The 23,908-nt window shown below is 69.3% G+C and carries 25 protein-coding genes; 9 read left to right on the forward strand and 16 right to left on the reverse strand.

What is annotated here, in order from left to right; translation table 11 throughout:
- Positions 1-2 precede the first annotated feature (2 nt).
- The 3 genes from prcB to dop all read right to left on the reverse strand — a co-directional run bounded on the left by prcB (position 3) and on the right by dop (position 2,743).
- The gene (gene prcB / locus NB3_RS23990) at positions 3-857 is read right to left on the reverse strand and encodes a proteasome subunit beta (protein ID WP_067807728.1); all 855 of its coding nucleotides are present in this window, start codon (positions 855-857) and stop codon (positions 3-5) included.
- Positions 854-1,048 carry a ubiquitin-like protein Pup gene (locus NB3_RS23995; RefSeq protein ID WP_014986166.1) on the reverse strand — a complete coding sequence of 65 codons (195 nt, stop codon included), beginning with the start codon at positions 1,046-1,048 and terminating at the stop codon, positions 854-856. Before NB3_RS23995 ends, prcB begins: the two co-directional genes overlap by 4 nt.
- 195 nt (positions 1,049-1,243) lie before the next feature.
- Positions 1,244-2,743, reverse strand: a complete 1,500-nt coding sequence (gene dop, locus NB3_RS24000) for a depupylase/deamidase Dop (RefSeq protein ID WP_063018112.1) — start codon at positions 2,741-2,743, stop codon at positions 1,244-1,246.
- Positions 2,744-2,864: 121 nt separating this feature from the next.
- On the opposite strand from dop, the gene NB3_RS24005 reads away from it, so the two are divergent.
- From NB3_RS24005 to NB3_RS24020, 4 genes are all read left to right on the forward strand, one after another.
- Complete coding sequence (locus tag NB3_RS24005; protein WP_084823612.1) at positions 2,865-4,076, forward strand: DUF418 domain-containing protein; 1,212 nt, start codon at positions 2,865-2,867, stop codon at positions 4,074-4,076.
- Positions 4,077-4,198: 122 nt separating this feature from the next.
- A complete protein-coding gene (locus NB3_RS24010; RefSeq protein WP_067807730.1) occupies positions 4,199-4,738 on the forward strand; it encodes an NUDIX hydrolase in 540 nt (179 codons plus the stop codon).
- 63 nt (positions 4,739-4,801) lie between these two features.
- Complete coding sequence (locus NB3_RS24015) at positions 4,802-5,089, forward strand: DUF427 domain-containing protein (protein WP_067807733.1); 288 nt, start codon at positions 4,802-4,804, stop codon at positions 5,087-5,089.
- Positions 5,090-5,180: 91 nt separating this feature from the next.
- Positions 5,181-5,957, forward strand: a complete 777-nt coding sequence (locus NB3_RS24020; RefSeq protein WP_244892049.1) for an AraC family transcriptional regulator — start codon at positions 5,181-5,183, stop codon at positions 5,955-5,957.
- Positions 5,958-6,029: 72 nt separating this feature from the next.
- Here the strand turns inward: NB3_RS24020 and NB3_RS24025 are convergent, their stop codons facing one another.
- The gene (locus tag NB3_RS24025) at positions 6,030-6,410 is read right to left on the reverse strand and encodes a nitroreductase family deazaflavin-dependent oxidoreductase (protein WP_067807736.1); all 381 of its coding nucleotides are present in this window, start codon (positions 6,408-6,410) and stop codon (positions 6,030-6,032) included.
- A 53-nt stretch (positions 6,411-6,463) separates the two neighbouring features.
- Here NB3_RS24025 and NB3_RS24030 point away from each other — a divergent pair, with 53 nt between their 5' ends.
- The gene (locus tag NB3_RS24030; RefSeq protein ID WP_067807739.1) at positions 6,464-7,066 is read left to right on the forward strand and encodes an NUDIX hydrolase; all 603 of its coding nucleotides are present in this window, start codon (positions 6,464-6,466) and stop codon (positions 7,064-7,066) included.
- Here NB3_RS24030 and NB3_RS24035 read toward each other — a convergent pair whose 3' ends face one another.
- Together NB3_RS24035 and NB3_RS24040 are read right to left on the reverse strand one after the other, a co-directional pair.
- Positions 7,067-7,747, reverse strand: coding sequence for a TIGR00266 family protein (locus NB3_RS24035; protein WP_067807741.1), 681 nt, complete (start codon positions 7,745-7,747; stop codon positions 7,067-7,069). It abuts the gene before it with no gap.
- Between the two features lie 45 nt (positions 7,748-7,792).
- A complete protein-coding gene (locus NB3_RS24040; protein WP_067807846.1) occupies positions 7,793-8,161 on the reverse strand; it encodes an arsenate reductase family protein in 369 nt (122 codons plus the stop codon).
- A gap of 103 nt (positions 8,162-8,264) precedes the next feature.
- Between NB3_RS24040 and NB3_RS24045 the strand changes: the two genes are divergently transcribed.
- On the forward strand, positions 8,265-8,789 hold the full coding sequence (locus tag NB3_RS24045; protein ID WP_169810740.1) for a nitroreductase/quinone reductase family protein: 525 nt from the start codon (positions 8,265-8,267) through the stop codon (positions 8,787-8,789).
- Here the strand turns inward: NB3_RS24045 and NB3_RS24050 are convergent.
- The 4 genes from NB3_RS24050 to NB3_RS24065 are packed head-to-tail and all read right to left on the reverse strand — an operon-like array spanning position 8,774 to position 13,438.
- Positions 8,774-10,084, reverse strand: coding sequence for an aspartate aminotransferase family protein (locus NB3_RS24050; protein WP_067807742.1), 1,311 nt, complete (start codon positions 10,082-10,084; stop codon positions 8,774-8,776). The genes NB3_RS24045 and NB3_RS24050 overlap by 16 nt on opposite strands.
- Before the next feature lies 1 nt (position 10,085).
- On the reverse strand, positions 10,086-11,132 hold the full coding sequence (locus tag NB3_RS24055) for a TIGR03842 family LLM class F420-dependent oxidoreductase (protein ID WP_067807743.1): 1,047 nt from the start codon (positions 11,130-11,132) through the stop codon (positions 10,086-10,088).
- 31 nt (positions 11,133-11,163) lie between these two features.
- Entirely contained in the window at positions 11,164-12,585 is a 1,422-nt protein-coding gene (gene hydA / locus NB3_RS24060; protein ID WP_067807746.1) for a dihydropyrimidinase, read from the reverse strand.
- A 16-nt stretch (positions 12,586-12,601) separates the two neighbouring features.
- Positions 12,602-13,438 carry a nitrilase-related carbon-nitrogen hydrolase gene (locus NB3_RS24065; protein WP_067807749.1) on the reverse strand — a complete coding sequence of 279 codons (837 nt, stop codon included), beginning with the start codon at positions 13,436-13,438 and terminating at the stop codon, positions 12,602-12,604.
- A 211-nt stretch (positions 13,439-13,649) separates the two neighbouring features.
- On the opposite strand from NB3_RS24065, the gene NB3_RS24070 reads away from it, so the two are divergent.
- Complete coding sequence (locus tag NB3_RS24070; protein ID WP_244892050.1) at positions 13,650-14,363, forward strand: peptidylprolyl isomerase; 714 nt, start codon at positions 13,650-13,652, stop codon at positions 14,361-14,363.
- A gap of 31 nt (positions 14,364-14,394) precedes the next feature.
- Here the strand turns inward: NB3_RS24070 and NB3_RS24075 are convergent, their stop codons facing one another.
- The gene (locus tag NB3_RS24075; protein ID WP_067807752.1) at positions 14,395-15,576 is read right to left on the reverse strand and encodes a cation:proton antiporter; all 1,182 of its coding nucleotides are present in this window, start codon (positions 15,574-15,576) and stop codon (positions 14,395-14,397) included.
- Between the two features lie 4 nt (positions 15,577-15,580).
- Entirely contained in the window at positions 15,581-16,063 is a 483-nt protein-coding gene (locus NB3_RS24080; RefSeq protein WP_067807755.1) for a cation:proton antiporter regulatory subunit, read from the reverse strand.
- A gap of 197 nt (positions 16,064-16,260) precedes the next feature.
- Between NB3_RS24080 and NB3_RS24085 the strand changes: the two genes are divergently transcribed.
- On the forward strand, positions 16,261-18,369 hold the full coding sequence (locus NB3_RS24085; RefSeq protein ID WP_244892051.1) for an acyltransferase family protein: 2,109 nt from the start codon (positions 16,261-16,263) through the stop codon (positions 18,367-18,369).
- Positions 18,370-18,380: 11 nt separating this feature from the next.
- Here NB3_RS24085 and NB3_RS24090 read toward each other — a convergent pair whose 3' ends face one another.
- Genes NB3_RS24090 through NB3_RS24100 form a run of 3 tightly spaced genes read right to left on the reverse strand, consistent with a single transcriptional unit; the run spans position 18,381 to position 20,926 of the window.
- Positions 18,381-19,901, reverse strand: a complete 1,521-nt coding sequence (locus tag NB3_RS24090) for a glycosyltransferase family 39 protein (RefSeq protein WP_157111982.1) — start codon at positions 19,899-19,901, stop codon at positions 18,381-18,383.
- Between the two features lie 2 nt (positions 19,902-19,903).
- Entirely contained in the window at positions 19,904-20,524 is a 621-nt protein-coding gene (locus NB3_RS24095) for a TetR/AcrR family transcriptional regulator (RefSeq protein ID WP_067807760.1), read from the reverse strand.
- A 36-nt stretch (positions 20,525-20,560) separates the two neighbouring features.
- On the reverse strand, positions 20,561-20,926 hold the full coding sequence (locus NB3_RS24100; protein WP_067807763.1) for a nuclear transport factor 2 family protein: 366 nt from the start codon (positions 20,924-20,926) through the stop codon (positions 20,561-20,563).
- Positions 20,927-21,041: 115 nt separating this feature from the next.
- Between NB3_RS24100 and NB3_RS24105 the strand changes: the two genes are divergently transcribed.
- Positions 21,042-22,052, forward strand: a complete 1,011-nt coding sequence (locus tag NB3_RS24105; RefSeq protein WP_067807859.1) for an RNA polymerase subunit sigma-70 — start codon at positions 21,042-21,044, stop codon at positions 22,050-22,052.
- 66 nt (positions 22,053-22,118) lie between these two features.
- Here the strand turns inward: NB3_RS24105 and arc are convergent, their stop codons facing one another.
- Positions 22,119-23,879, reverse strand: coding sequence for a proteasome ATPase (arc, locus tag NB3_RS24110; RefSeq protein ID WP_039798439.1), 1,761 nt, complete (start codon positions 23,877-23,879; stop codon positions 22,119-22,121).
- Positions 23,880-23,908 lie beyond the last annotated feature (29 nt).

Consider the following 23,908-nt stretch of genomic DNA (forward strand, 5'->3'; position numbering starts at 1 on the left):
GATCAGGCGCTCCCTTCTTCGGCGGCCTCGCGGTCGGCGACGATGCCGCGGGTGATCTCGGCCAGCCGCGACTCGGTCACCTCGACCGCGCCCTCCTCGTCGATCACGATCGCCGTGGGGAAGATGCCGCGCACCAGATCCGGGCCGCCCGTCGCGGTGTCGTCGTCGGCCGCGTCGAACAGCGACTCGACGGCGATGCGCAACGCGCGATCCTGATCGATTCCCTTGGCGTACAACTTCTTCAGCGAAGACTTCGCGAACATCGAGCCGGAACCGACCGCGGCGTACCCGAAACGCTCCTCGCTACGTCCACCCACCACATCGAACGAAACGATGCGGCCCGCCTTGTCCTGGTCGGTGGCGTCCAGGTCGTAGCCGACCAGCATCGGCACCACCGCCAGGCCTTGCAGGGCCGCGGGCAAGTTCTCGCGCACCATCTTCGACAGCTTGTTCGCCTTGCCGTCGAAGGTCAGGGGCACGCCCTCCAACTTCTCGTAGTGCTCCAGCTCCACCGCGAAGATCCGCACCATCTCCACCGCCATGCCCGCGGTGCCTGCGATGCCTGCCGCGGAATAGCTGTCGGTGATGTACACCTTCTCGATATCCCGGCTGGCCAGCAGGTTCCCCTGCGTGGCTCGCCGGTCGCCCGCGATCAGCACACCGCCGCGATAACTCACCGCGACGATGGTGGTGCCGTGCGGAGCGATCTCCTTCGCGGAAGTGCCGCCGGGGATTCCGGCGGCACCCTGGGCGAACCTGTTGCCTGGCAACAGATCCGGTGCATGCATACGGAGATAGTCGGAGAAGGAAGAAAGGGCGTACCCCAGGTGGAGACGCGAGGGGTCACCGACTGTCACTGGCCACCTTTCTGCACGTACGCGCGGACGAAGTCCTCGGCGTTCTCCTCTAGCACGTCATCGATCTCGTCGAGCAGGTCGTCGGTTTCCTCCGCCAGCTTCTCGCGGCGCTCCTGACCGGCGGCGTCTACACCGTCGGGACCCTCGTCCTCGTCGCCACCCCCGGCGCGCTTGGTCTGCTCTTGTGCCATGGCAGCCGACCTCCTCTGTCCTCATCATGACCGGGACACATGGTGAGCACGATCCCGATCATGAGCATTGTCCGTGCTCGTCCCTCAACACTACCTACCAGCCCCGACAGCGTGCTTATTTTGTGCGCGGTGTTCGTCTCGCCCCGTCTCGCCTCGCGCGAAACCCGTGGTCCGGCCGGTGGGCGATGCCGCAGGTCATGTCGTCAGCTGCTCCACCAGGTCGGCGGCCGTGGTCACGCCGTCGAGAAGTTTGCCGACGTGGGCCTTGGTGCCGCGGCGGGGTTCGAGGGTGGGGATGCGGACCAGGGAATCGCCGCCGAGGTCGAAGATCACCGAGTCCCAGCTGGCCGCCGCGATGTCGGCGCCGAAGCGGCGCAGGCACTCGCCGCGGAAGTAGGCGCGGGTGTCGGTGGGCGGATTGGTCATGGCGTCGAGGACCTGCTGCTCGCTGATCAGCCGCTTCATCGAACCGCGCGCGACCAGGCGGTTGTAGAGGCCCTTGTCCAGGCGCACGTCGGAGTACTGCAGGTCCATCAAGTGCAGCTTCGGGGCCGCCCAGCCGAGGCCCTCGCGGCTGCGCATGCCCTCGAGCAGGCGCAGCTTGGCGGGCCAGTCGAGCAGGTTCGCGCACTCCATCGGGTCGCGTTCGAGCAGGTCCAGCACCATGGCCCAGTTCTCGATGATGTCCTGCACGCGCTTGTCGTCGTTGCCGGTGCGGTCGACGAACTTGATCACCCGGTCCAGGTACACCCGCTGCAACGCCAGGCCGGTGAGCTCGCGGCCGTCGGCGAGCGCGACGGTCGCCCGCAGCGTGGGGTCGTGGCTGATCGTGTGCACCGCGGTGACCGGGCGCGCCAGCTGCAGGTCCGACAGATCCTCGCCCGCTTCGATCAGGTCGAGGACCAGGGCGGTGGTGCCGACCTTCAGGTAGGTCGACATCTCGGCCAGGTTGGCGTCGCCGATGATGACGTGCAGCCTGCGGTATTTGTCGGCGTCGGCGTGCGGCTCGTCGCGGGTGTTGATGATGCCCCGCTTGAGCGTGGTCTCCAGGCCGACCTCGACCTCGATGTAGTCCGAGCGCTGGGACAGCTGGAAGCCGGCGTGGTCGCCGGACTGGCCGATGCCGACCCGGCCGGACCCGCACACCACCTGGCGGGACACGAAGAACGGCGTGAGCCCGACGATGATCTGGTTGAACGGGGTGTCCCGGCTCATCAGGTAGTTCTCGTGGGTGCCGTACGAGGCGCCCTTGCCGTCCACGTTGTTCTTGTACAGCTGCAGGCGCGGGGCTCCCGGCACGCTGGAGGCGTGCCGCGCGGCGGCCTCCATCACCCGCTCGCCCGCCTTGTCCCAGATCACCGCGTCCAGCGGGTCGGTGACCTCGGGCGCGGAGTACTCCGGGTGGGCGTGGTCGACGTAGAGCCGGGCGCCGTTGGTGAGGATCATGTTCGCCGCGCCCACCTCGTCGGCGTCGATCACCGGCGCGGGCCCGTTCATCCGGCTCAGGTCGAATCCGCGCGCGTCGCGCAGCGGCGACTCCACCTCGTAGTCCCATCGGGTGCGCTTGGCGCGCGGCACGCCCTCGGCCGCGGCGTAGGCCAGGACCGCCTGGGTCGAGGTGAGGATCGGGTTGGCCGACGGCTCGGTCGGGGTCGAGATGCCGTATTCGACCTCTATTCCGATGATGCGCTGCATGGCATCGAGCCTAGGTCACGCACCCCGCCGGACCCGCCGCGACCGGCGGAGTCCAATGTCATACCGCAGGTGGTACTTCCGGAGGACTCCTCGCGGCGCAGGTCGGCGCGATAGTCGGGACATGTCCGAGCCGATCGCCGCCCGCCCCGTGGAGACCACCGAGCAGCACCGCGAGGCGCCCGAGCCGCCGCCCGCACCCGCCCGGCTCGTCGCGTTGGACGTGCTGCGCGGGATCGCGATCCTCGGCACGCTCGCCACCAACATCTGGATCGTCACGAACCCGGAGGGGCTGGTCGGCTATCTGCACGACCTCGGTGGGCAGGCCGGTGGCTGGACCTGGGCCGAGCGCGTGCTCCAGCAGCTGGCGCAGGGCAAGTTCCTCGGGCTGCTCACCGTCATGTTCGGCATCGGCCTCGCCATCCAGCAACGCTCCGCCACGAAGGCAGGGCGCCGCTGGCCGGGGAAGTATCCCTGGCGCGCGGGACTGCTCTTCCTGGACGGTCTGGTCAATTTCGTCTTCGTCGCCGAGTACGACGTCCTGATGGGTTACGCCGTGACCGGGCTCGTGGTCGCCTTCGTGCTGGCCACCGGGCCGCGGACGAGGCGGCGCTGGCTGGTCGGCGCGGCGGCCGCGCATGTATCGCTGTTGACGCTGATCGCGCTGGCTCTGGCGTTCGCGCCGGGACCGGACGCCGCGTCGCGTCGCGCCCTGGACCCGAATCCCTACGCTGACGGCTCGTTCTGGGAGCTGGCGCTGTTCCGCCTCGGCAACGCCGGGCTGTTCCGGACGGAGACGATCTTCGTCTTCGCGATGTCGGTCGCGCTGTTCCTGACCGGCGCCCGGCTGTTCCGTGCGGGTGTGTTCGCGCCGGAGGGCGCGCGGCTGCGCAAGCGGCTGATGGTCATCGGTTTCGCGATAGCCGCGCCGATCGACCTCGGCGTCGGCATTCTGGGCGGTGGCGACCTCATCCTGTTCACTCGGTACGGCAGCGCCCCGTTCGTCGCTCTCGGCATTCTGGCCGCGGTCGCCGAGTGGTACCTGCGGCGTCCCCGCCCCGGTTTCGCCGGACGGCGTTTCGCCGAGATCGGCCGCACCGCGCTCAGCTGCTACATCCTGCAGAACCTGGTGGCATCGATGCTCTGCTACGGCTGGGGTTTCGGACTCGCCGCGCGGGTCTCGCCCGACGACCGCGTCCCCTTCACCATCGGTGTCTACCTGCTCGTGTCGCTGATCATCGCGTGCGGAGCGCACCTGTGGCTACGACGCTTCGAGCGGGGGCCGGTGGAGTGGTTCTGGAACGTGAGTTACCGAACACTGGCCAGGGAACACTGACCGCCGAGCCGACCACCGGGATGCGGGCAGCACGATTTCCATTGCGGCCCTGCGCTTGTCGCAGCCGCACACGCCGCGGCGATCCGGCGGACACGGCACTCGGCGCCCGCTACCGTCGTGCTGTGACGCTCGCCGATCGCTACCCTTTGCTGCACACACCGGCCCACTGGGCGTGGGGCGATCTGGATGTGCGGTTCTCCACCGCGCTCCCGTCCGACGAACTGGTCACCAATATCCACGTGGTCTGTTTCGTCGGCGACGAGATCGTGCTGTGCCGTGACGACCGCGACGTCTGGCTGATTCCGGGCGGCACGAGGGAACGCGGCGAGTCGATCGACGCCTGCGTGCGCCGTGAACTGCGGGAGGAGGCGGGAGCACGGCCGGTCGGGCCGATCCGATGGCTCGGCGCGCATCACGCGACGAGCAACAGCTCCGCACCGCATCGCGAGTGGCAGCCCCATCCGCACAAGGCGTGGCTGTGGTGCACCGCGGATGTGGTGCTCGACTCCGCCCCGACCAATCCGGACGATGCCGAGCGGATCCTCGAGGTGCGCGCCTTCCCCGTGGCCGAAGCGATGCGGCGGGCCGGATCGGACGGCGCGTACCTGAGCGAACTCGTGGCATTGGCCGTCGAACTCCACCGGCCCGAGTATCGCGAGTGATCCCGCCTGCCGCCGTACCTGCTCGGCCGCCGCCCACTGATGGAACAGGGGCAGAATCGAAGGATGGCAACGGCAACTTGGCACGGCCGCGTCCTCGCGACCAGCAATGACACCATCATCGTCGAGGGCAATCACTACTTCCCGCCGGACTCGATCCGGCCGGAGTTCTTCCAGCCCTCCGACACGCACACCTACTGCCCGTGGAAGGGCACCGCCAGCTACTACACCGTGGTGGTCGACGGAGACAGCAACACCGATGCCGCCTGGTACTACCCGGAGCCGAAGACCAAGGCGGCACAGATCAAGGACTACGTCGCGTTCTGGCGCGGCGTCGAGGTGACCGAGAGCTGACCGGTAATCGGAGGAATCGGGAATACCGCCCGGCTGAAACCGATACGCTCATCCCAGGATTCAGCGCGAGTGTCTCAGCCGGGAGCATCCCATGATCAAGGCTCTGGTCACCAACGGCTTCTCGATGGCGCCTGGAAGCGCGGCGGACGAACCAGCGGGCCTCGCGCTGCTGCGGCCGGGAGTGCTCGCCTTCGCCGGATCGATCGGTCCCACGGAGTTGCACGCGCATCACGCGGTGCAGATCGTCGCCGCGAGCACGCCGATCGTGCTGGTGGACGGTAGCGGTGTCCGCAGGCAGGGCACCCACGTCATCGTGCCGACCGACGCACCGCACCGGATCGACGTGGGCGCCGCGCACGGCACGGCCGTCTACCTCGACCCGGAGACGGCCGCGGGCGCGGCGGCAGATCGCAGAGCCCACCTCAACGGATGGGTCGACGATGCCGACACCCTCGGCATCACCGCCGGTGGCGGCGATCTGACCGCGCAGGTCGCCGCGGTCGTCGACGATCTGCTGCCCCAGGACGACGCCTCCGGATCGGGCGAGCGGCACGCGGTGATCACGGCGGCCCTGCAACTGCTGCCCGCTCTGGTGCGCACCGGGTCGGTGCGCGGCGCGGACGTCGCACGACAACTGGGGATTCCCGCGCCCCGGCTGTCCCACCTGTTCACCGAGCAGATGGGAATCCCCTTGCGGCGCTACATCCTTTGGCTGCGGCTGCACATCGCGCGGACCCGCGCGCTGGCCGGAGACGATCTCACAGCGGCCGCGCACGCGGCGGGTTTCTCCGACGGCGCCGACCTGACCCGCACCTGCCGCCGGACGTTCGGGTTGTCGCCCGCGGTGCTGAGCCACACCGGCGAATAGCCGCACCCGCGCGATGGGAGCACGGTCCGGCGACGACGCTGTTGCCGGTGGACGGCGGGCGATCGGGGCCGATCAGTCCGCCGGACGGGCCTCGACGTAGTAGTCCGCCGAGATCGTCTTCAGTACCTGCCGCACGCCGAGCGGCGCCCACGCCGCGGCCGGGTCGTGCCGCACGACCGGATCGGTCAGCTCGACGACATGGCCGCGGGTTTCCAGGGCGAAACCGCCCGCCGCGCGAATGTTCTTGACCCAGTCCACATCCCGGCCGTAGGTCAGCGCGATCCGGTAGGCGCCGTCCTGGTCGAAGACCATGACCGGGGTGCGGTAGGCCCGTCCCGACTTCCTGCCCTTGTGCAGCACGATGCCGAAGCCGGGCGCGCGTCCCGCGACCAGGCCCGCGGTGGGGTTGGTGACATGCCGGTTGAAATTCGCCAGTGCGTGCGGAAGCACCATGGGCGGCGATCCTCTCTCCCTGTGGCGTGCGGTGTTCACGTTACTCTCGACCCATGTCCGCTCCGCCGCGTCATCGCGAGCCGCCCCACCCCGGAGAGCCGGGCGGCGAAACGATCGCGGTCTACGATGCGGCGGGCAACCCGGTGGGCGCCGCGGAGCGGTCAGCGGTCTACCGCGACGGATTGTGGCACGCCAGCGCGGGCGTGCTCCTGCGGTCCGGTGACGGCGAACGCGTCTACGTGCACCGCCGCACCGACACCAAGCTGGTTTTCGCCGGTATGCACGACTGCCTCGCCGGTGGTGTGGTCGCGCCGGGCGAAGCGCCACGCGGGACGGCCGTGCGCGAACTGGCCGAAGAACTGGGCGTCACGCCCGACCTCGCCGCCGTCTCCCGACGACCGCTGGCGACCGTCTCCTGGGACGGCGAGTGGGCCGGTCGGCCGATGCGCTGCCATCTGTTCGCGTACGAGGCGCGCTACGACGGGCCGATCCGCCACCAACCCGACGAAATCGCCGCGGGATGGTGGTGGAACGACGCCGAGCTGCTGGCGCGTCTGGCCGATCCGGACTGGCCGTTCGTCCCGGACACTCGCCTGCTCATCACCGACCTGCTGACCTGCGCCCGGCCACCGGAGGACGCCGGGACGCGACCCTGATCAGCTGGACGACGCGACGGATGCCGCCCAGGCGGCGAACGCACCGGGATTGCGGGTCTGCAACAGCAGCCTGCCGGGACCGGTGAAGTCGAAGACGAAGCCCTCGCCGGATTTCAGCGACTGGATCGATCGGCCCGAAACCGCTCGGCGGATACTGAAATTCATCGCCAGGTCGTAGGCGACCACGTGCCCGGTGTCGATCGTGATGGGCTCGCCCGGTTGCAGATCGATCACATCGATCGCGCCGAACACGCCCACCACGATCTCGCCATCGCCGTGCGCGCGCAGACCGAACCCGCCTTCGCCGCCGAACAGATTGGCGAAACCGCCCCACTTGCTCTCCACCTGCACGCCGTGCGAGTTGGCGATCCAGCCCCCTCGGCTGATGAAGAAAGGCCGATCCGGCGTGATCTGCAAGTTGAGCATGTCGCCGGGAAGCGCGGGCGCCACGTCGACCCAGCCGCCCTGCGGTGGCGCGGTGAACGTCGAGACGAAGAACGATTCGCCGGCCAGCACCGACCGCTTCAGCCCGGCCAGGATGCCGCCCTCTGCCTTGGCCTGCAACGTGACTCCCGCCGAGTGCGCCACCATGGCGCCGCTCTCGACCCGCATCGGCTCGCCTCCGGCGAGAAAGCACCGTGCGACGGCGGCGGCGGGACTGTGGCGCAGTTGTACTTTCATGTCCGCCGACCCTACCGGCCGGGTTCCACACGGCGGGAACGCTTGTCAGAGCAGATCGCGCAGTGCGGTGTCGTCGCGGGCCACCACCGCGCCGCCGTCGGCGGTGAGCACGATCGGCCGTTGGATCAGCCCCGGATGTTCGACCAAGGCGTCGATCCAGCGGTCCCGGTCGGCGGCGGTCCGCGGCCAGCTCGCCATGCCGAGATCCTTGGCGACCTGCTCGCCCGTGCGGGTGATGTCCCACGGTTCGGCGTCCAGCCGCCGCAACACCTCACGCAGTTCGGCGGCCGTCGGCGGCTGGTCCAGATACTTGCGCACGGTGTAGTCGACACCGGCCTCGTTCAGGAACGCGGTGGCGTTGCGGCTCTTGCTGCACCGCGGGTTGTGCCAGATCTCGGTCTGCCCGGAAGTCATGCACGCAGAGTACCGAGAGCGCGCGCCCGGTTCGCCGCGCGCCCACTGGCGGATCTCGGACTTCACAGCGCCGACCGCGGCGCCTGCTCCGATACTGGAAGTCATGACTGAGCACCCGTCGCCCGAGAACCCCTACGGCACACCGACCACCTCCGGTCCCGAACGCATCCCCGCGTATCAGAGCGTGCTGAACCGGGTCGTGCGCACGCTGCTGCGCGTGCCAGGCTTGTCGGGCATCGTCGGCAAGCGGCTGATGATCCTGCACGTCGTCGGGCGCAAGTCGGGGAAGGTGTACGACGTGCCGGTGGCCTACACCCGGCACGGTGACAGTCTGCTGATCGGCACCGCCCTGCGTCCGTGGGTGAAGAACCTGAAGGCGGGCGATCCGGTGCGGGCCTCCTTAGGCGGCGCGCCTCGCACGTTCGACCCGGTGGTCCACACCTCCGAGGCGGAGGTGCTCCGGCTGTACGAGATCGTCGCGCGGGACAACAAGCAGAACGCCGAGTACAACGGCATCGGCTTCACGGCCGACGGTTCACCCTCCAAGGCCGACATCTACCAGACCTGGCAGCAGGGCGGCGTGGTGGTGGAACTGACGCCGCACCGGGCGGCTCAGCCGTCGACGTAACCGTCGGCGACGTCGAGCACTTCGTCCACGATCTCCAGGCCGGTGCGCAGTTCGTCGGCCGTCGTGGTCAGCGGCGGCGCGATCTGGAAGCGGTTGCCTGCGTTGAACGGCCACAGCCCGCGCGCCTTGGCCGCGGCGGTGACGGCGGCCATCGGTTCGGCGTCCGCGCCCGTCGCCGCGAACGGGATCAGCGGCTGCCGGTCGCGGTGATCCCGGACCAGCTCCAGCGCCCAGAAGAAGCCGAGCCCGCGCACCTCCCCGACGCTCGGATGACGACCGGCCAGCTCGCGCAGACCTTTGCCGAGCACATCGGCGCCCACCGCCCGCACGTGATCGAGGATTCCCTCCCGCTCGAACACCGCGATCGAGGCGACGCCCGCCGCGCAGGCCAGCGGGTGTCCCGCGTAGGTGAGGCCGCCCGGGTACACCACATGGTCGTAACGCCGCGCGATCCGCTCGGCCATGAGCACGCCGCCGAGCGGGACGTAGCCGGAGTTCACCCCCTTGGCGAAGGTGATGATGTCCGGCTCGACGCCGAACGCCTGAACCGCGAACCATTCGCCGACCCGGCCGAACCCGACCATCACTTCGTCGGCGATGTAGACGATGCCGAACTCGTCGCACAGCGCTCGCACGCCGGCGAGGTAACCGGGCGGCGGGACGAGCACACCGTTGGTGCCGACCACCGTCTCCAGGATCAGTCCCGCGATGTGCTGCGGCCCCTCCAGCTCGATCACCTGCCGCAGGTGCCGCAGCGCGGCTGCCGTCTCTTCCTCGGGAGTCGCCGTGCCCCACGGTGACCGGTACGGGTAGGGCCCGAAGAACCGCACCACGTCGACGTTGGTCGGCTCCGCGCCCCAGCGGCGCGGTTCCCCCGTCAGGCCGATCGCGACGCCCGTGCCGCCGTGGTAGGAGCGGTAGGCGGCGAGCATCTTCGTCCGGCCGGTGTAGCTGCGCGCCAAACGCACCGCGTGCTCGACGGCCTCGGCGCCGCCGGTGGTGAACAGGATCCGGTTCAGGTCGCCGGGAGCCCGCTCGACGATCAGCCGGGCCAGTTCGCTGCGCACGTCGTTGCCGACCGTCGGCGAGATGGTCGCCAACCGCTGCGCCTGCGCGACGATCGCCGCGACGATGTCCGGATGCTGGTGGCCGATGTTCACGTTGACCATCTGGGAGGAGAAATCCAGGTAGCGCTTGCCGGTGTCGTCCCAGAAGTAGGAACCGAACGCCCCGGTGATCGGAACCGGGTTCAACTCGGCCTGCGCGCTCCAGGGATAGAAGACGTGATCGGCCACGCTAGTCGCTCCCTTCGTTCGATCGAGTCGCGGTGACGAGGGAGGCGAGACTTGGCAGCACCGATTCACCGTACGCCGCCAATGTCGCGTTCTTCGCGTCGTGCTGGAGATAGACGGCGAATTGGTGCACGCCGAGCCCCTCCAGCTCACGCAGCCGGGACAGGTGGTCGTCGGGCGTGCCCAGCAGGCAGAAGCGGTCCACGATGGCGTCGGGCACGAACTCGGCGTGCACATTGCCCGCGCGTCCGTGCAGGTTGTAGTCGTAGCCGCGCCTGCCTTCGACATAGTCGGTGAGGGCGGCCGGGATCTCGCCTGCCGTACCGTATCTCGCCACCATCTCCGCCACGTGGTTGCCGACCATCCCGCCGAACCATCGGCACTGTTGCCGCGCGTGCGCCAGCGCCGCGTCCGTCCCGTCGGTGACATACGCGGGTGCGGCGACGCAGATCCGGACCGCCGCCGGGTCCCGGCCCGCGCGCTCGGCCGCGGCGCGCACCCGGGCGATGGTCCATGCCGCGATGTCCGGGTCGGCCAGTTGCAGGATGAACCCGTCGGCCACGGCGCCGGTCAGCTCGAGCGCGCGCGGCCCGTAGCCCGCCGCCCACACCTCCAGGCGGGAGCCGGCCGCCCACGGCAACCGGACGACGGTGTCGTCCACCCGCGCGCTGCGACCGTTGCCGAGTTCGCGGATGACCTCGATCGCTCGCCGCAGGGTGTCCAGCGTGGCGGGCCTGCCGCCCAGCGTGCGCACGGCCGAGTCGCCGCGGCCGATCCCGCAGACGGTGCGGTTGCCGAACATCTCGTTGAGCGTGGCGAAGGTCGACGCGGTCACCGTCCAGTCTCTGGTGGCCGGGTTGGTCACCATCGGACCGACCACGACCTTGCGGGTGGCGGCCAGGATCTGGCTGTAGATGACGTAGGGCTCCTGCCAGAGCAGGTGCGAGTCGAAGGTCCAGACGTGGGAGAACCCGTATGTCTCCGCGAGCCTGGCCAGTTCGATCACACGCGCGGCGGGGGGCGTGCATTGCAGCACCACACCGATGTCCATGCGGGCACTTCTCCGTTCCGAGGATCGAAGGTCAGATCAGGTTCTGCGCGAGTCCACGCGCGACGAAACGGCCGTGCCCGGCGTGCCCGAGGTAGACGCCGTCGTCCACGACCACCCGGCCCCGCGACAGCACCGTGTCCACGTGACCATCGATCTCGAATCCCTCGTAGGCCGAGTAGTCCATGTTCATGTGGTGGGTCTTGCCGAGACCGATACTGGTGTGACCGTTCGGGTCGTAGACGACGATGTCGGCGTCCGCACCCGGGCTGATCACCCCTTTGCGCGGGTACATGCCGAACATCCTGGCCGGTGTGGTGCAGCAGACGTCGATCCAGCGTTCCAGCGAGATCCGGCCGGAGCGGACGCCCTGGAACATCAGATCCATCCGATGTTCGACGCCGCCGATGCCGTTGGGAATCTTGCTGAAGTCGCCGAGCCCCATCTCCTTCTGGTCTTTCAGGCAGAACGGGCAGTGATCGGTGCCGACGGCGGTGACGTCGCCGGTGCGCAGGTAGCGCCACAGCTCGTCCTGATGCCCTTCGGCCTTCGACCGCAGCGGCGTGGAGCACACCCATTTGGCGCCCTCGAATCCCGGCGCGCCGAGCTGGTCCTCGAGCGAGAGATAGAGGTACTGGGGGCAGGTCTCGCCGAAGACGTTGCGCCCGGCGTCGCGGGCGGCGGCGATCCGGGCCAGCGCCTGCTTGGCCGACACGTGCACGACGTAGAGCGGCACGCCGGTCAGCTCCGCCAGCATGATCGCGCGGTGGGTGGCTTCCTCCTCGAGCTGCCACGGCCTGGTCGTGCCGTGGAAGTACGGCGCGGTGTCGCCTCGCGCGAGCGCCTGCTCGACCAGCACGTCGATGGCGATCCCGTTCTCCGCGTGCATCATCACCAGCGCGCCCAGCTCCGCCGCGGACTGCATGGCGCGCAGGATCTGGCCGTCGGTGGAGTAGAAGACACCCGGATAGGCCATGAAGAGTTTGAAGCTGGTGACGCCCTCGGCCACCAGTTCGCTCATGGCCTTCAAGGATTCGTCATCGACGTCGCCGATGATCTGATGGAAGCCGTAGTCGATCGCGCACTGCCCGGCCGCCTTCTCGTGCCAGGCGGCCAGGGTGTCCTGGACTCGTTCGCCGTGCCGCTGCACGACGAAGTCGATGATGGTGGTTGTGCCGCCCCAGGCGGCCGCGCGGGTGCCGGTCTCGAAGGTGTCGGAGGCTTGCGTCCCGCCGAAGGGCATCTGCATGTGGGTGTGGCCGTCCACGCCGCCGGGGACGACGTATCTGCCGGTCGCGTCGAGCACGTGATCGGCGGCCGCGGCGAGGTCGGCGCCGAGCGCGACGGAGCCGGGCCGCAGGACGGCGGCGATGGTCTCGCCGTCGACGAGCACGTCGAGCGGCTGCGCTCCGGTGGAGGAGACCACCGTGCCGCCGTGGATGAAAGTGCGCGCCATGTCGTTCTTCCCGGTCTCAGGGGGCCACCAGCGGCCCGTAGGCGTCGGGGCGGCGATCGCGGTAGAAGGCCCAGCGGTCGCGCACCACCTTGATCAGATCCATGTCCAGATCGCGGACGACCAGCTCGGGGTCGGTGTCGGAGGCGACGTCGCCGACGAACTTGCCTTCCGGGTCGACGAAATAGCTGGTGCCGTAGAAGTCGTCGTCGCCGTACTCCTCGGCGCCCACCCGGTTGATGGCGCCGATGTAGTACTCGTTGGCCACCGCGGCCGCGGGTTGTTCCAGTCGCCAGAGGTAACCGGACAGGCCCCGCGACGTCGCCGACGGGTTGAACACGAGTTCCGCACCGGCGAGGGCCAGCGCGCGCCACCCCTCGGGAAAGTGCCGGTCGTAGCAGATGTACACGCCGACCTTGCCCACCGCGGTGTCGAACACCGGCCAACCGAGATTGCCCGGCCGGAAATAGAACTTCTCCCAGAATCCGTGCACGTGCGGCAGGTGGTGTTTGCGGTACTTGCCGAGATAGGCGCCGTCGGCGTCGATGACCGCCGCCGTGTTGTACAGCAGACCGGGCTGTTGCTGCTCGTACACCGGCAGGATCATCACCAGGCCCAGTTCCTTCGCGAGTGCGGCGAACCGCTCGGTCGTCGGCCCCGGGACGGATTCGGCGTAGTCGTAGAACCGCGTGTCCTGGCGCTGGCAGAAATACGGCGCGTAGAACAGCTCTTGGAAGCAGATCACCGCGGCTCCGTGCGCGGCGGCGCGGCGCGCGTAGTCCTCGTGCGCCGCGAGCATCGACTCCTTGTCGCCGGTCCAGTTCGTCTGGACCAGCGCGGCTCGAACGATTCCCATGCCCAGTTATACGTCACCGGCAACCGGCTCCGTGGCTCGAAAACTGCCGAGAAGAGTTTTGTAGCCAATCCGTGGCAACCGGGCTACCCGCGGCCTCGCAACCGTGTGCATCCGGGCAATCGAGCCGTACTCCCCTGCGGAACCGGGCGAGGTGGAATGATTCGCGCTGCATCGTCCGGTGCGCAACCCCGAGTGAAGGAGATTTTCAGCGGTGAGCAGCGAAGTGCAAGCGCGAGAACTCGTCAACGGCCGGCGCGCGGGGCGCCGGAGCGTAGCGTGGCGATCGCTGCGGATCCTCGGGGTCCTCGCCGTCGGCGTGGCGCTGGTGACGTCCGCGACGGGTGTCGTCTCGGCGGCCCCGGCGCAGGCCGGCTGCGGCGCACCGGCCGCGGGTCAGCCGAACGGCAAGCAATGGCCCGCCGAACCCGGCATGACCATCGACACCAACGCCGGATACACGGCGACGCTGGCCACCAACTGCGGCGCCGTCACCATCGCTCTGGACGCGTCCCGCGCGCCGCGCACGGTCAACTCGTTCGTGTTCCTGGCCGGAGAGCAGTACTTCGACCACACCAAGTGCCACCGGATCACCACCGAGGGCATCTACGTGCTGCAGTGCGGCGACCCGACCGCGACCGGCATGGGCGGGCCCGGCTACCAATTCCCCGACGAGAACCTGGCGGGCGCGACCTACCCGGCGGGCACGATCGCGATGGCGAACGCGGGCCCCGGCACCAACGGCAGCCAGTTCTTCGTCGTCTACCGCGACGCGCCGCTGCCGCCGAGCTACACCCCGTTCGGGCGAGTCACCGCAGGCATGGACGTGCTGACCTCGATCGCCGCCGCGGGCGTCAAGGACGGCTCGTCCGACGGCGAGCCCGCCGCCGGCGTCGTGCTGAATTCCGTTTCCGCCGGGCGCAACTGAATCCGTCGCGGTGGCGGTGCGGCGCCGCGCGTCAGGAGACCCCGGCGCGGCGCCGCAGCACCACCGCCATCACCGGTTCGACGAACCGGCTGACCACCGGCCCGAGCACCGCCATCAACAGCACGTAGGTGGTGGCCAGCGCGGCGAATTCGGCGGGGACCGCGCCCGCGGCCACCGCGAGTCCGGCGATGACGATCGAGAACTCGCCGTGGGCGACCAAGGCGGTGCCCGCCCGCGCCCGGCCCAAGCGGCCCGCACCGGCCCGCTCGGCCGCCCACCATCCGGTGGCGATCTTGCTGGCCGTGGTGACCAGCGCCAGCAGGCAAGCCCAGCCCAGCACCGGTGGGATGCTCGCCGGGTCGGTGCTCAGGCCGAACAGGACGAAGAACAGCGCGGCGAACAGATCGCGCAGCGGTTCCAGCAGCTTGGTCGCGTTGTGCGCGGTCGAGTCCGAGATCGCGATGCCGAGCAGGAACGCGCCGACCGCCGCCGACACCTGCACCGCCGAGGCCGCCCCAGCGACCAGCAACGCGGAACCGAGCAGTTTCAACAGGAAGATCTCGCGGTCGGCGCTGTCGACGATCGCGGAGACGTAGCGGCCGTAACGCAGCGCGACGATCAGCACCACGGTGACCGCCGCCAAGGCGATGCCGAGCGTCTTCAGGCCTGCGACGAAGCCGACGCCGGCCAGCACCGCTGTCAGCACGGGCAGGTATCCGGCCATCACCAGGTCTTCGAACACCAGGATGGACAGGATCACCGGCGTCTCCCGGTTGCCCAGCCTGCCCAGATCGTTGAGCACCTTCGCGACGATGCCGGAGGACGAGATGTAGGTGACCCCGGCCATCGCGATGGCTCCGGTGAACCCCCAGCCGAGCCCGAGCGCCACGAGGACACCGGGCGTCGCGTTGAGCACGATGTCAACTACGCCGGCGGCCCACGATCGCCGCATGCCGGTGACCAGCTCCGGGGCGCTGTATTCCAGGCCGAGCAGCAGCAACAGCAGGACGACGCCGATTTCGCTGGCGAGATGGATGAAATCGTCCACCTGCCGCAACTCGACCAAGCCACCGGTGCCGAACACCAGCCCGCCGATCAGGTACAGCGGAATGGGCGACATGCCGATGCGCGCGGCGATCCGCCCGAGCAGGCCCAGGCCGAAGAACACCGCGCCCAGCTGGATCAGCGCGAGCGCGGTCTCGTGTGCCACCATGCGCTCAGCCGTCTAACAGGATCTTGGCGGCGGCCTCGAGACCCTCGACCGTGCCGACGACGACGAGCACGTCTCCGGCGGTGAAGGTGAAGTCCGGCCCCGGCGACGGAATCGGCTGCCCGCTGCGGACCACCGCGACGATGGACGCTTTCGTCCGGGTGCGTATCTGGGTCTCCCCCAGCCTGCGGCCGTCGAAGCGGGAGCGGTCCGGGATGGACAGCTGCCGGGTGGTCAATCCGGTGAACGCGCGGTGCTCCTCGCGCAGCTGCTCGACCAGTTGCGGCGCGCCGAGCAGGCTGGCCAGCACGGCCGCCTCCTTGCCCGACAGCGGTACCTGTTCGGTCTCGTCGGGGTTGTCCGGCTTGCTCACGATGAGATCCATCGTGCCGTCGCGATGGTCGATCACCCCTATCCGGCGTCGTGTATTGGTCAGCGGGAAATCCTTGCGTACACCGATACCCGGCAGGGGTGTCACCTCGACATTCACGATCCCACCCTATCGACCGGTTGGCGCACCCCACGGACAGGGTGCCCGAATTGTCCGTATTATTCGCCGTTTCCGCACGCCACTCCGGACCGGCGAGTTGGATTACAGTTCACCGCCCGTGGTAAGAGAAATGACGTGTCCCGTACCCGCCTCCGTCACCGAGCCGTCGCCTCGCGTTGCCGCGACGAGCGAGTCCGGTGACCGTCGCGCGGGCGGTGAACCGGTTGCTCCGGCCGGGCGCGGTCGCCACCGCGGCGGCTGCGCCGCGGGCGGGCGCCGGGGAGTACCGGCACGATCTGGACGGGCTGCGCGGCGTGGCGATAGCGCTGGTCGTGGCGTTCCACATCTGGTTCGGCCGAGTGTCGGGCGGGGTGGACGTGTTCCTGGTGCTGTCGGGGTTCTTCTTCACCGGGTCGCTGCTGCGCGGTGTGGCGGACACCGGCACGGTCCGCGTCGCGCACACCGCTCGCAGGCTCGCACGGCGGTTGCTGCCCGCCCTGGTGACGTTGTTGGCCGCCGTGATCGCGGCCACCGTGCTGCTGCGCCCGTTCACCCAGTGGGGCGAGATGGCGGCGCAGACGCTGGCGTCGCTGCTGTACTACCAGAACTGGCATCTCGCGTTGTCCTGGTCGGATTACCTCGCCGCCGACCCGTCGGTGAGCCCGTTGCAGCACCTGTGGTCCATGGCGGTGCAGATGCAGTTCTACCTGCTCGCGCTCGTCGCCGTGGCCTCGGTCGCGAGTCTGTCGCTGCGTTTCGCCCGCCCCGGCGCGGTGCGGCCGGTCCTGGCGATCGCGCTGACCGCGGGCACGGTGGCCTCGTTCCTCTACGCCGCGCACGGCACCGCGGTGCATCAGGGCTGGAACTACTACGACAGTTTCGCCCGCGCCTGGGAGCTCTTCGCCGGGGCGCTGCTGGCGATCGCCGCACCCAAGCTGTCGCCGCCGCGCTGGGTGCGGGTCGCGGCGGCGGCCCTCGGCGCGGTCGCGGTGCTCACCTGCGGCTGGTTGATCGACGGCGCCGACCGGTTCCCCGGACCGGCCGCGCTGGTGCCCGTCGGCGCCACAGCCGCGCTGATCGTCGCGGGCGGCAATCTCACCGCCGCGCGGCAGCCGCTGCCCAACCGGCTGCTCGGCGCACCCGCCGCGGTGCGCCTCGGTGAACTGTCCTACGCGCTGTATCTGTGGCACTGGCCGATCCTGATCTTCGTGCTGGCGCGGACCGGAGCGGCGACCGCTGGGCTGGGCGTCGGCCTGGGCGTCATCGGTGCGTCGCTGGTGCTCGCCTACCTGACGAACCGGTTCGTCGAAGAGCCGCTGCGGATGCGATCCGGCCGTCCGGCCCCACAGTCGCCCGCCCGCGCCATCCGCACCGGCCGGGTGGTCGCCGCCCTCGGCGTCGCGGTGCTGGCGGTCTCGGTCGGTGAGCAGGTGGTGACCCGGGCGAATCCGCCGCGGGCGGTGGCCGCGCTCGATCCGGGGCACTATCCCGGCGCGGAAGCGCTGGTCAACGGCGCGAGCACGCCCGAAGCCCCGATGCGGCCGAGCGTGTACGAAGCGCCCGCCGACGCCGCTTACCCCTCACGCGACGGCTGTATCGCGGACTGGGACACCCGCGACGTCATCACCTGCACCTATGGTGACGCCGCCGCGCAGCGCACCATCGCGGTGGTGGGCAGCTCGCACGCCGAGCACTGGGTGCCCGCGCTCGATCTGCTCGCCCGCGAGCACGCCTTCCGGGTCGAGGTCTACCTGAAGATGGGCTGCCCGCTGACGGTAGCGGCGGAACCGATGTACAAGGGTGAAGCGAATCCGGACTGCCGCGACTGGTCCGTGGAGGTGATCGACCGCCTCGGCGTAGAACGGCCGGAGTGGGTCTTCACGACGGCGACCCGGCCGCGCGACGGCGCCGGTGACGAGACCCCGGCGGACTATCCGGAAGTATGGACGCGGCTGGCCGACCGTGGCCTCAATGTCCTGGCCATCCGCGACACCCCGTGGCTGCGCCGCGACGGCGTGCGGTACCGGGCCATCGACTGCCTCGCCCAGCACGGTGACCGGATCAGTTGCGGGATGCCGCGCGCGGCCGCGCTGGACGAGGTGAACCCGGCGCTGGAGTTCGCCGCCTCGTTCCCCAACGTGTTCCCGCTGGATCTGTCGGACGCGCTGTGTGAACGAGAAGTCTGCGCGGTGAGCGAGGGCAACGTCCTCATCTATCACGACGAGCATCACCTCACCGCCAGCTATTCGCGGTCGCTGGCGCCGGAACTCGGCAGGCATTTGTCGCCGATCCTCGGCTGGTGGTGAGGGGCGCACGATCAATTCAGCCGCAACATCTCCGGCCAAGCGTGCGACCACGGCGCGAGCGGTCGCGCGCAGCGCCAGACGGTGACGCCGCGGGTGACCCCCGGATATCCGAGCCGGGCGTCGACCTGACCGACCGCGCTCACCTCGGCGCAGTGCGCGCGCACGTCGGCCTCGGCGCCGCCGACCCACAGCACCGTCGTCGCCGTGTCCGGCGGGGTGCCGAAGTAGCCGAAGCCGCGATTGGGGCTGTAGACGGCGGGCAGACCATAGGACCCGCGGGCGAGATCCAGAGCGCTTGCCTGCCAATAGGAATCGGCGATCACCACGGCCGCTGCCCGCTCCGGCTCCGGCAACGCCGCGTAGGCCGCCGCCGTCCCGGCCGCGAGTTCCGACCAGCCGAACCGCCCGTAGATCGCGATCTCGAACCCCGCCTGAGCCTGGGTGTCGACCGGCTCGATATCGGACTCCGGTCGCAAGGGCAGCGAGAAGACAAGCACGGCAAGGGATAGCACGCCCACCGCGACGGTGAGGATCACCCGCGAGCGCCGCCGGTTCGCCGTCCAGCGCACCGCACCGGCCGCGATCAGCGCTCCGTAGCAGCCCGCCGCGTAGTACGGCCGTCCACCGGTCGCGATGAAGACGCCGACCAGGACCAGCGGCATCAGCCCGAGAAACCGGTAGGGCCGCAAGCTTTCGGCGCGAAACAGCACCCACACGCCATACACCAGCAACAGGCCGCCGAGCACACCGGCGGAGGCGAGGGCCAGCGGCAGCCAGCTGTAGCGCCCGCCGATCGTGGCCTGTTCCGCGGCGACCACACCACCCAGACGCAGCTGCGGCCATCCGCGCCCTGCCTGCCACACCAGACCGGGCGCCGACGTCACGACGACGATCACGCCGCCCCACCACAGGGCGGGGCGGCGCAGCAGCTCACGAGGTCCGTAGATCCCCACCCCGATCGCGAGCGCGATCCAGAAGAACGGGATCAGCCACTTGACCTGCATGTCCACCCCGGTGACCAGCGCGGCGGCCAGCAGCAACCCGTCGCGGCGGGTGCGGACCCAGCGGATCACCAGCCAGCTCACCACCACCCACAGCGCCGTGTCGATCGTGTTGGTCGCCAGCAAAGTACCCTGCACCAGCAGGAACGGCGAGGTGGCGTAAGCGGCGGCGGCCAGCACCTGCGCCGGGCGGTCGCCCCCGAACTCCCTGGCGATCTGCGCGGTCAGCACCACCGCGGCCACCGTGACCAGCACAGCCGGAAGGCGCAGTGCCACGAGCGAATCCGGGGCGAGCAGGTCCATCGTCCGCGCGAGCGCGGGCAGCAACGGCCCCTGATCGGCGTAACCGGCCGTGAGCCTGCGGCCCGCCGCGACGAAATACAGCTCGTCACCGAAGAATCCGTACCGCCCGATCGAGACCAGCAGCGCCAGCGCGCCCAGCGCCGCCACCGCGCCGACCCCGCCGAAGGCAAACGCGGGCAGCGGTTGGGCGTCATCCCGGCGCCGGTGGGTGTCCAGCACTTCAGTCATCCTCATCCCCTGGTCGCTACGTCGAACAACCGGCACAGGTGCGCCGCGTACGCGTCCATCGCGAAATCCGGTTCCCGCACCGCCCGTCCGGCCGCGCCGTCGACGGCGTCGCGAATGGACTTGGCCATCAACAGCGGGTCGAACTCGCCGAACTCGCCGCTGCGCTGCCCTTCGGAAAGGATGTCGGTCAAGGGCGCGATGATGTCGCGTTCGCCGTCGGCGGAGGTGAACTTCGGGTTGCCGTCCGCGTCCCGCAGATTCGTCACCACCTCGATCAGGGCCGCCACGTACGTGGTGTTGGCGTCGATGAAGCCGAGGTTCGATTCGAGGTAGGCCAGCAGGCTCGCGCGCGGTCCGGCCGCCGCGGCGACCCGCGGAGCGATGTACTCCGCGGCCGAGACGTACAGCTGGACCACCAGCTGCGTCATCAGATCGTCCTTGCCGTCGAAGTGGTAGGAGATGACGCCTTTGGAGATGCCCGCGCGCTCGGCGATCCGTGCCAGCGAAGCGTTCGCGTACCCCACCTCCGAGATCACCTCGACGGCGGCGGCGATGATCTGCCGCCGCCGCGCCTCCTCGATGAACGATCTCCGTTGGCCGTCCGTACTATTTTCTGGCCGCATGGTCAAATTTTAGCACGGGCGGCCGAGTATCCGCCGCTAGCGGGCGGCGGCCCTAGCGGCGTCGAATGGCGCCCGGTCGAAGACGATCCGGATGTAGGTGATGCGACCGTCGACCACCGTGTGCCACTCGGCGCCGGGCGCGTGTGCGACCGGAACTGTCACGGTGTCGTACATCAGCAGCGCGGTGCGGTCGTCACCGAACGACGCGAGCAAGGTCGCGCCGGTCAGGATCCGGCTGAACGGTTCGAGGAATTCGCGGAATGCCGCGGCTCCGGTGATCCGCCCGGCGGGCGCGTCGCAGACGATCTCCTCGGCGACATAGGTCATGGCCTCGGCGAAATCGTGTCCGGTCCAGGCGTGATAGAACGCCAGCGAGGTCCGCAGTGCGGTCGGTTCCGACATGGTGTCTCCTTCCGGTAGGCATCGGCGCGTCGCCGTGCTGTCAGTAGTGACACCGCGAACGGTCACGACGGAACGCACCGTGTGGAATCGCCCGAGAACTGGCACCATCGGCGGCGTGCGGCAGAGCATCCTGGAACGGGCGTGCGCGGGCGACGAGGCGGCGTTTCGCGCCCTCATCGACCCGTACCGGCGCGAACTGGAGCTGCACTGCTATCGCCTGCTCGGCTCGCTGACCGACGCGGAGGACATGCTCCAGGAGACCTTGCTGGCGGCTTGGCGCGGCCTGCCCGGGTTCCAGCAGCGCTCCTCGCTGCGCTCCTGGCTCTATCGCATCGCCACCAATCGCTGCCTCAACGCGGTACGCGACGCCCGGCGCCGCCTCCCGCCGGAGCCCGTGCCGCCGTTCACGCCGCCCGAACCCACCCGCAGGGGCGAGCTCCGCTGGTTGCAGCCGTACCCCATCGACCAGTCCGAGCTCGCCGACCCCGCACCCGGCCCGGAAGCCCGCTACGCGGCCGCCGAAGCGGTCGAACTCGCCTTCGTCACGGGGTTGCAGCGGCTGCCACCCCGCCAAGCCGCGAGCCTGGTGCTGCGCGACGTGCTCGGTTTCCCGGTCGCCGAAGTGGCCGAACTCCTCGGCGTCACCCCTTTCGCGGTCAAAGGGAACCTGCAACGCGCACGAGCATCGCTCGACCGGTATCGCGGGCACCGCGTCCCGCGGCGGGCCGCACCCGACGAACGCGACCTCGCACGCCGCTTCGCCGCGGCCTACCTCGCGGGCGACATCGACGGCTTCGTCGCACTGCTCACCGATGACGCCTGGCTATCGATGCCTCCCGCGCCACACGAGTACGAGGGCCGGGCCGCGATCGCGGCGTTCCTGTCCGCTTCCTTCGCCTACCGCGGCGAACGCCGCACCCACCTGCTGCCCACGCACGCCAACGGGCTGCCCGCGTTCGGCACCTATCTCGACGACGGCTTCCGGCCGGTTGCCACCCCGGCCGGCCTGATCGTCCTCACGCCCGCGGGCGACCGCCTCAGTGGAATCACCCGCTTCCATCTCGACGCCCTCCATCCCCGGTTCGGGCTTCCCCGCGAGCTGACGATCGGCCCGGCCCAGGCGTGACCCGAACCCGGACAGCGAAAAGGCCGCGCCTCCGGAGAGGCGCGGCCCTTCGTGACCGGCGCGACCTTACAGGTACTGACCGGTGTTCGACTCGGTGTCGATGGCGCGGCTGGCGCTGGCGTTCTTGCCGGTGACCAGCGTGCGGATGTAGACGATCCGCTCGCCCTTCTTGCCGGAGATGCGGGCCCAGTCGTCCGGATTCGTCGTGTTGGGCAGGTCCTCGTTCTCGGAGAACTCGTCCACGATCGAATCGTAGAGATGCTGGATGCGCAGACCGGGGTTGCCCGTGTCGAGCACCGCCTTGATGGCGTACTTCTTGGAGCGGTCCACGATGTTCTGGATCATGGCGCCGGAGTTGAAGTCCTTGAAGTACAGGACCTCCTTGTCACCGTTGGCGTAGGTGACCTCCAGGAAGCGGTTGTCCTCGCTCTCGGCGTACATCCGGTCGACGACACGTTCGATCATGGCGTTGATGCACAAGACCTTGTCGCCGCCGAACTCGGCCAGATCGTCGTCGTGCAGCGGCAGGTCCTCGGTGAGGTACTTCGAGAAGATGTCCTGCGCCGACTCCGCGTCCGGACGCTCGATCTTGATCTTCACATCCAGGCGGCCCGGCCGCAGGATCGCCGGATCGATCATGTCCTCACGGTTGGAGGCGCCGATCACGATGACGTTCTCCAAGCCCTCGACACCGTCGATCTCCGACAGCAGCTGCGGCACCACCGTGGTCTCGACGTCCGAGGAGACGCCGGAGCCGCGGGTGCGGAAGATCGAGTCCATCTCGTCGAAGAACACGATCACCGGCGTGCCCTCGGAGGCCTTCTCCCTGGCCCGCTGGAAGATGATCCGGATATGGCGCTCGGTCTCGCCCACGAACTTGTTGAGCAGCTCGGGACCCTTGATGTTCAGGAAGTACGACTTGGCTTCCTTGGCATCCTCACCGCGCGCCTCGGCGATCTTCTTGGCCAGCGAGTTGGCCACCGCCTTGGCGATGAGCGTCTTACCGCAGCCGGGCGGACCGTAGAGCAGCACGCCCTTCGGCGGACGCAGCGCGTACTCGCGGAAGAGGTCCTTGTGCAGGAACGGCAGCTCCACCGCGTCGCGGATCTGCTCGATCTGCCTGCCGAGACCGCCGATGTCGCTGTAGTCGACGTCGGGCACCTCTTCCAGCACGAGGTCCTCGACCTCGGCCTTGGGGATGCGCTCGAAGGCGAATCCCGCCTTCGTGTCCACCAGCAGCGAGTCGCCCGGCCGCAGCTTGCGGATGGGGGAATCGGGGTCGTCCAGGTCGTCCATCTCGGCGACCTTCGCCAGCGGGCCCGCCAGCCACACCACGCGCTCCTCGTCGGCATGGCCGACGACCAGGGCGCGACGCCCGTCGTCGAGGATCTCCCGGAGGGTGCCGATCTCGCCGACCGCGTCGTAGTGCCCGGCCTCGACGACCGTGAGCGCCTCGTTGAGGCGGACGGTCTGACCGTATTCGAGCGTCGAGGTCTCGATGTTCGGTGAACACGTCAACCGCATCTTGCGACCCGAAGTGAACACGTCGACCGTCTGATCGTCGTACACACCGATCAGAATGCCGTATCCGCTCGGCGGCTGACCCAGCCGATCGACCTCCTCGCGGAGCGCGACCAGTTGCTGGCGCGCTTCCTTGAGTGTGTCCATCAGCTTCGTGTTGCGAATGGTCAGCGAATCGATGCGGGCTTCCAATTCCCGTGTGCGATCCGGCGAGTCGGCGAGTTGCCTTCGGAGTGCAGCCGCCTCGGCGCGCACTGCCTCGAGCTCTCTCCAGGCCGCCGAATCCGAATTCTCGATGGGGCTCATGTGCTGCTCCTCCCAGTCCCGGTCTATCA

This window comes from Nocardia beijingensis NBRC 16342, from assembly GCF_001612785.1.
Taxonomy (GTDB): domain Bacteria; phylum Actinomycetota; class Actinomycetes; order Mycobacteriales; family Mycobacteriaceae; genus Nocardia; species Nocardia beijingensis.

Coding starts and splice junctions, on each gene's coding strand:
- NB3_RS23995 (WP_014986166.1), bottom strand. CDS start 1,048: ATGGCACAAGAGCAGACCAAGCGCGCCGGGGGTGGCGACGAGGACGAG.
- dop (WP_063018112.1), bottom strand. CDS start 2,743: ATGCAGCGCATCATCGGAATAGAGGTCGAATACGGCATCTCGACCCCG.
- NB3_RS24005 (WP_084823612.1), top strand. CDS start 2,865: ATGTCCGAGCCGATCGCCGCCCGCCCCGTGGAGACCACCGAGCAGCAC.
- NB3_RS24015 (WP_067807733.1), top strand. CDS start 4,802: ATGGCAACGGCAACTTGGCACGGCCGCGTCCTCGCGACCAGCAATGAC.
- NB3_RS24020 (WP_244892049.1), top strand. CDS start 5,181: ATGATCAAGGCTCTGGTCACCAACGGCTTCTCGATGGCGCCTGGAAGC.
- NB3_RS24025 (WP_067807736.1), bottom strand. CDS start 6,410: ATGGTGCTTCCGCACGCACTGGCGAATTTCAACCGGCATGTCACCAAC.
- NB3_RS24030 (WP_067807739.1), top strand. CDS start 6,464: ATGTCCGCTCCGCCGCGTCATCGCGAGCCGCCCCACCCCGGAGAGCCG.
- NB3_RS24035 (WP_067807741.1), bottom strand. CDS start 7,747: ATGAAAGTACAACTGCGCCACAGTCCCGCCGCCGCCGTCGCACGGTGC.
- NB3_RS24040 (WP_067807846.1), bottom strand. CDS start 8,161: ATGACTTCCGGGCAGACCGAGATCTGGCACAACCCGCGGTGCAGCAAG.
- NB3_RS24045 (WP_169810740.1), top strand. CDS start 8,265: ATGACTGAGCACCCGTCGCCCGAGAACCCCTACGGCACACCGACCACC.
- NB3_RS24055 (WP_067807743.1), bottom strand. CDS start 11,132: ATGGACATCGGTGTGGTGCTGCAATGCACGCCCCCCGCCGCGCGTGTG.
- hydA (WP_067807746.1), bottom strand. CDS start 12,585: ATGGCGCGCACTTTCATCCACGGCGGCACGGTGGTCTCCTCCACCGGA.
- NB3_RS24065 (WP_067807749.1), bottom strand. CDS start 13,438: ATGGGAATCGTTCGAGCCGCGCTGGTCCAGACGAACTGGACCGGCGAC.
- NB3_RS24075 (WP_067807752.1), bottom strand. CDS start 15,576: ATGGTGGCACACGAGACCGCGCTCGCGCTGATCCAGCTGGGCGCGGTG.
- NB3_RS24090 (WP_157111982.1), bottom strand. CDS start 19,901: ATGACTGAAGTGCTGGACACCCACCGGCGCCGGGATGACGCCCAACCG.
- NB3_RS24095 (WP_067807760.1), bottom strand. CDS start 20,524: ATGCGGCCAGAAAATAGTACGGACGGCCAACGGAGATCGTTCATCGAG.
- NB3_RS24100 (WP_067807763.1), bottom strand. CDS start 20,926: ATGTCGGAACCGACCGCACTGCGGACCTCGCTGGCGTTCTATCACGCC.
- arc (WP_039798439.1), bottom strand. CDS start 23,879: ATGAGCCCCATCGAGAATTCGGATTCGGCGGCCTGGAGAGAGCTCGAG.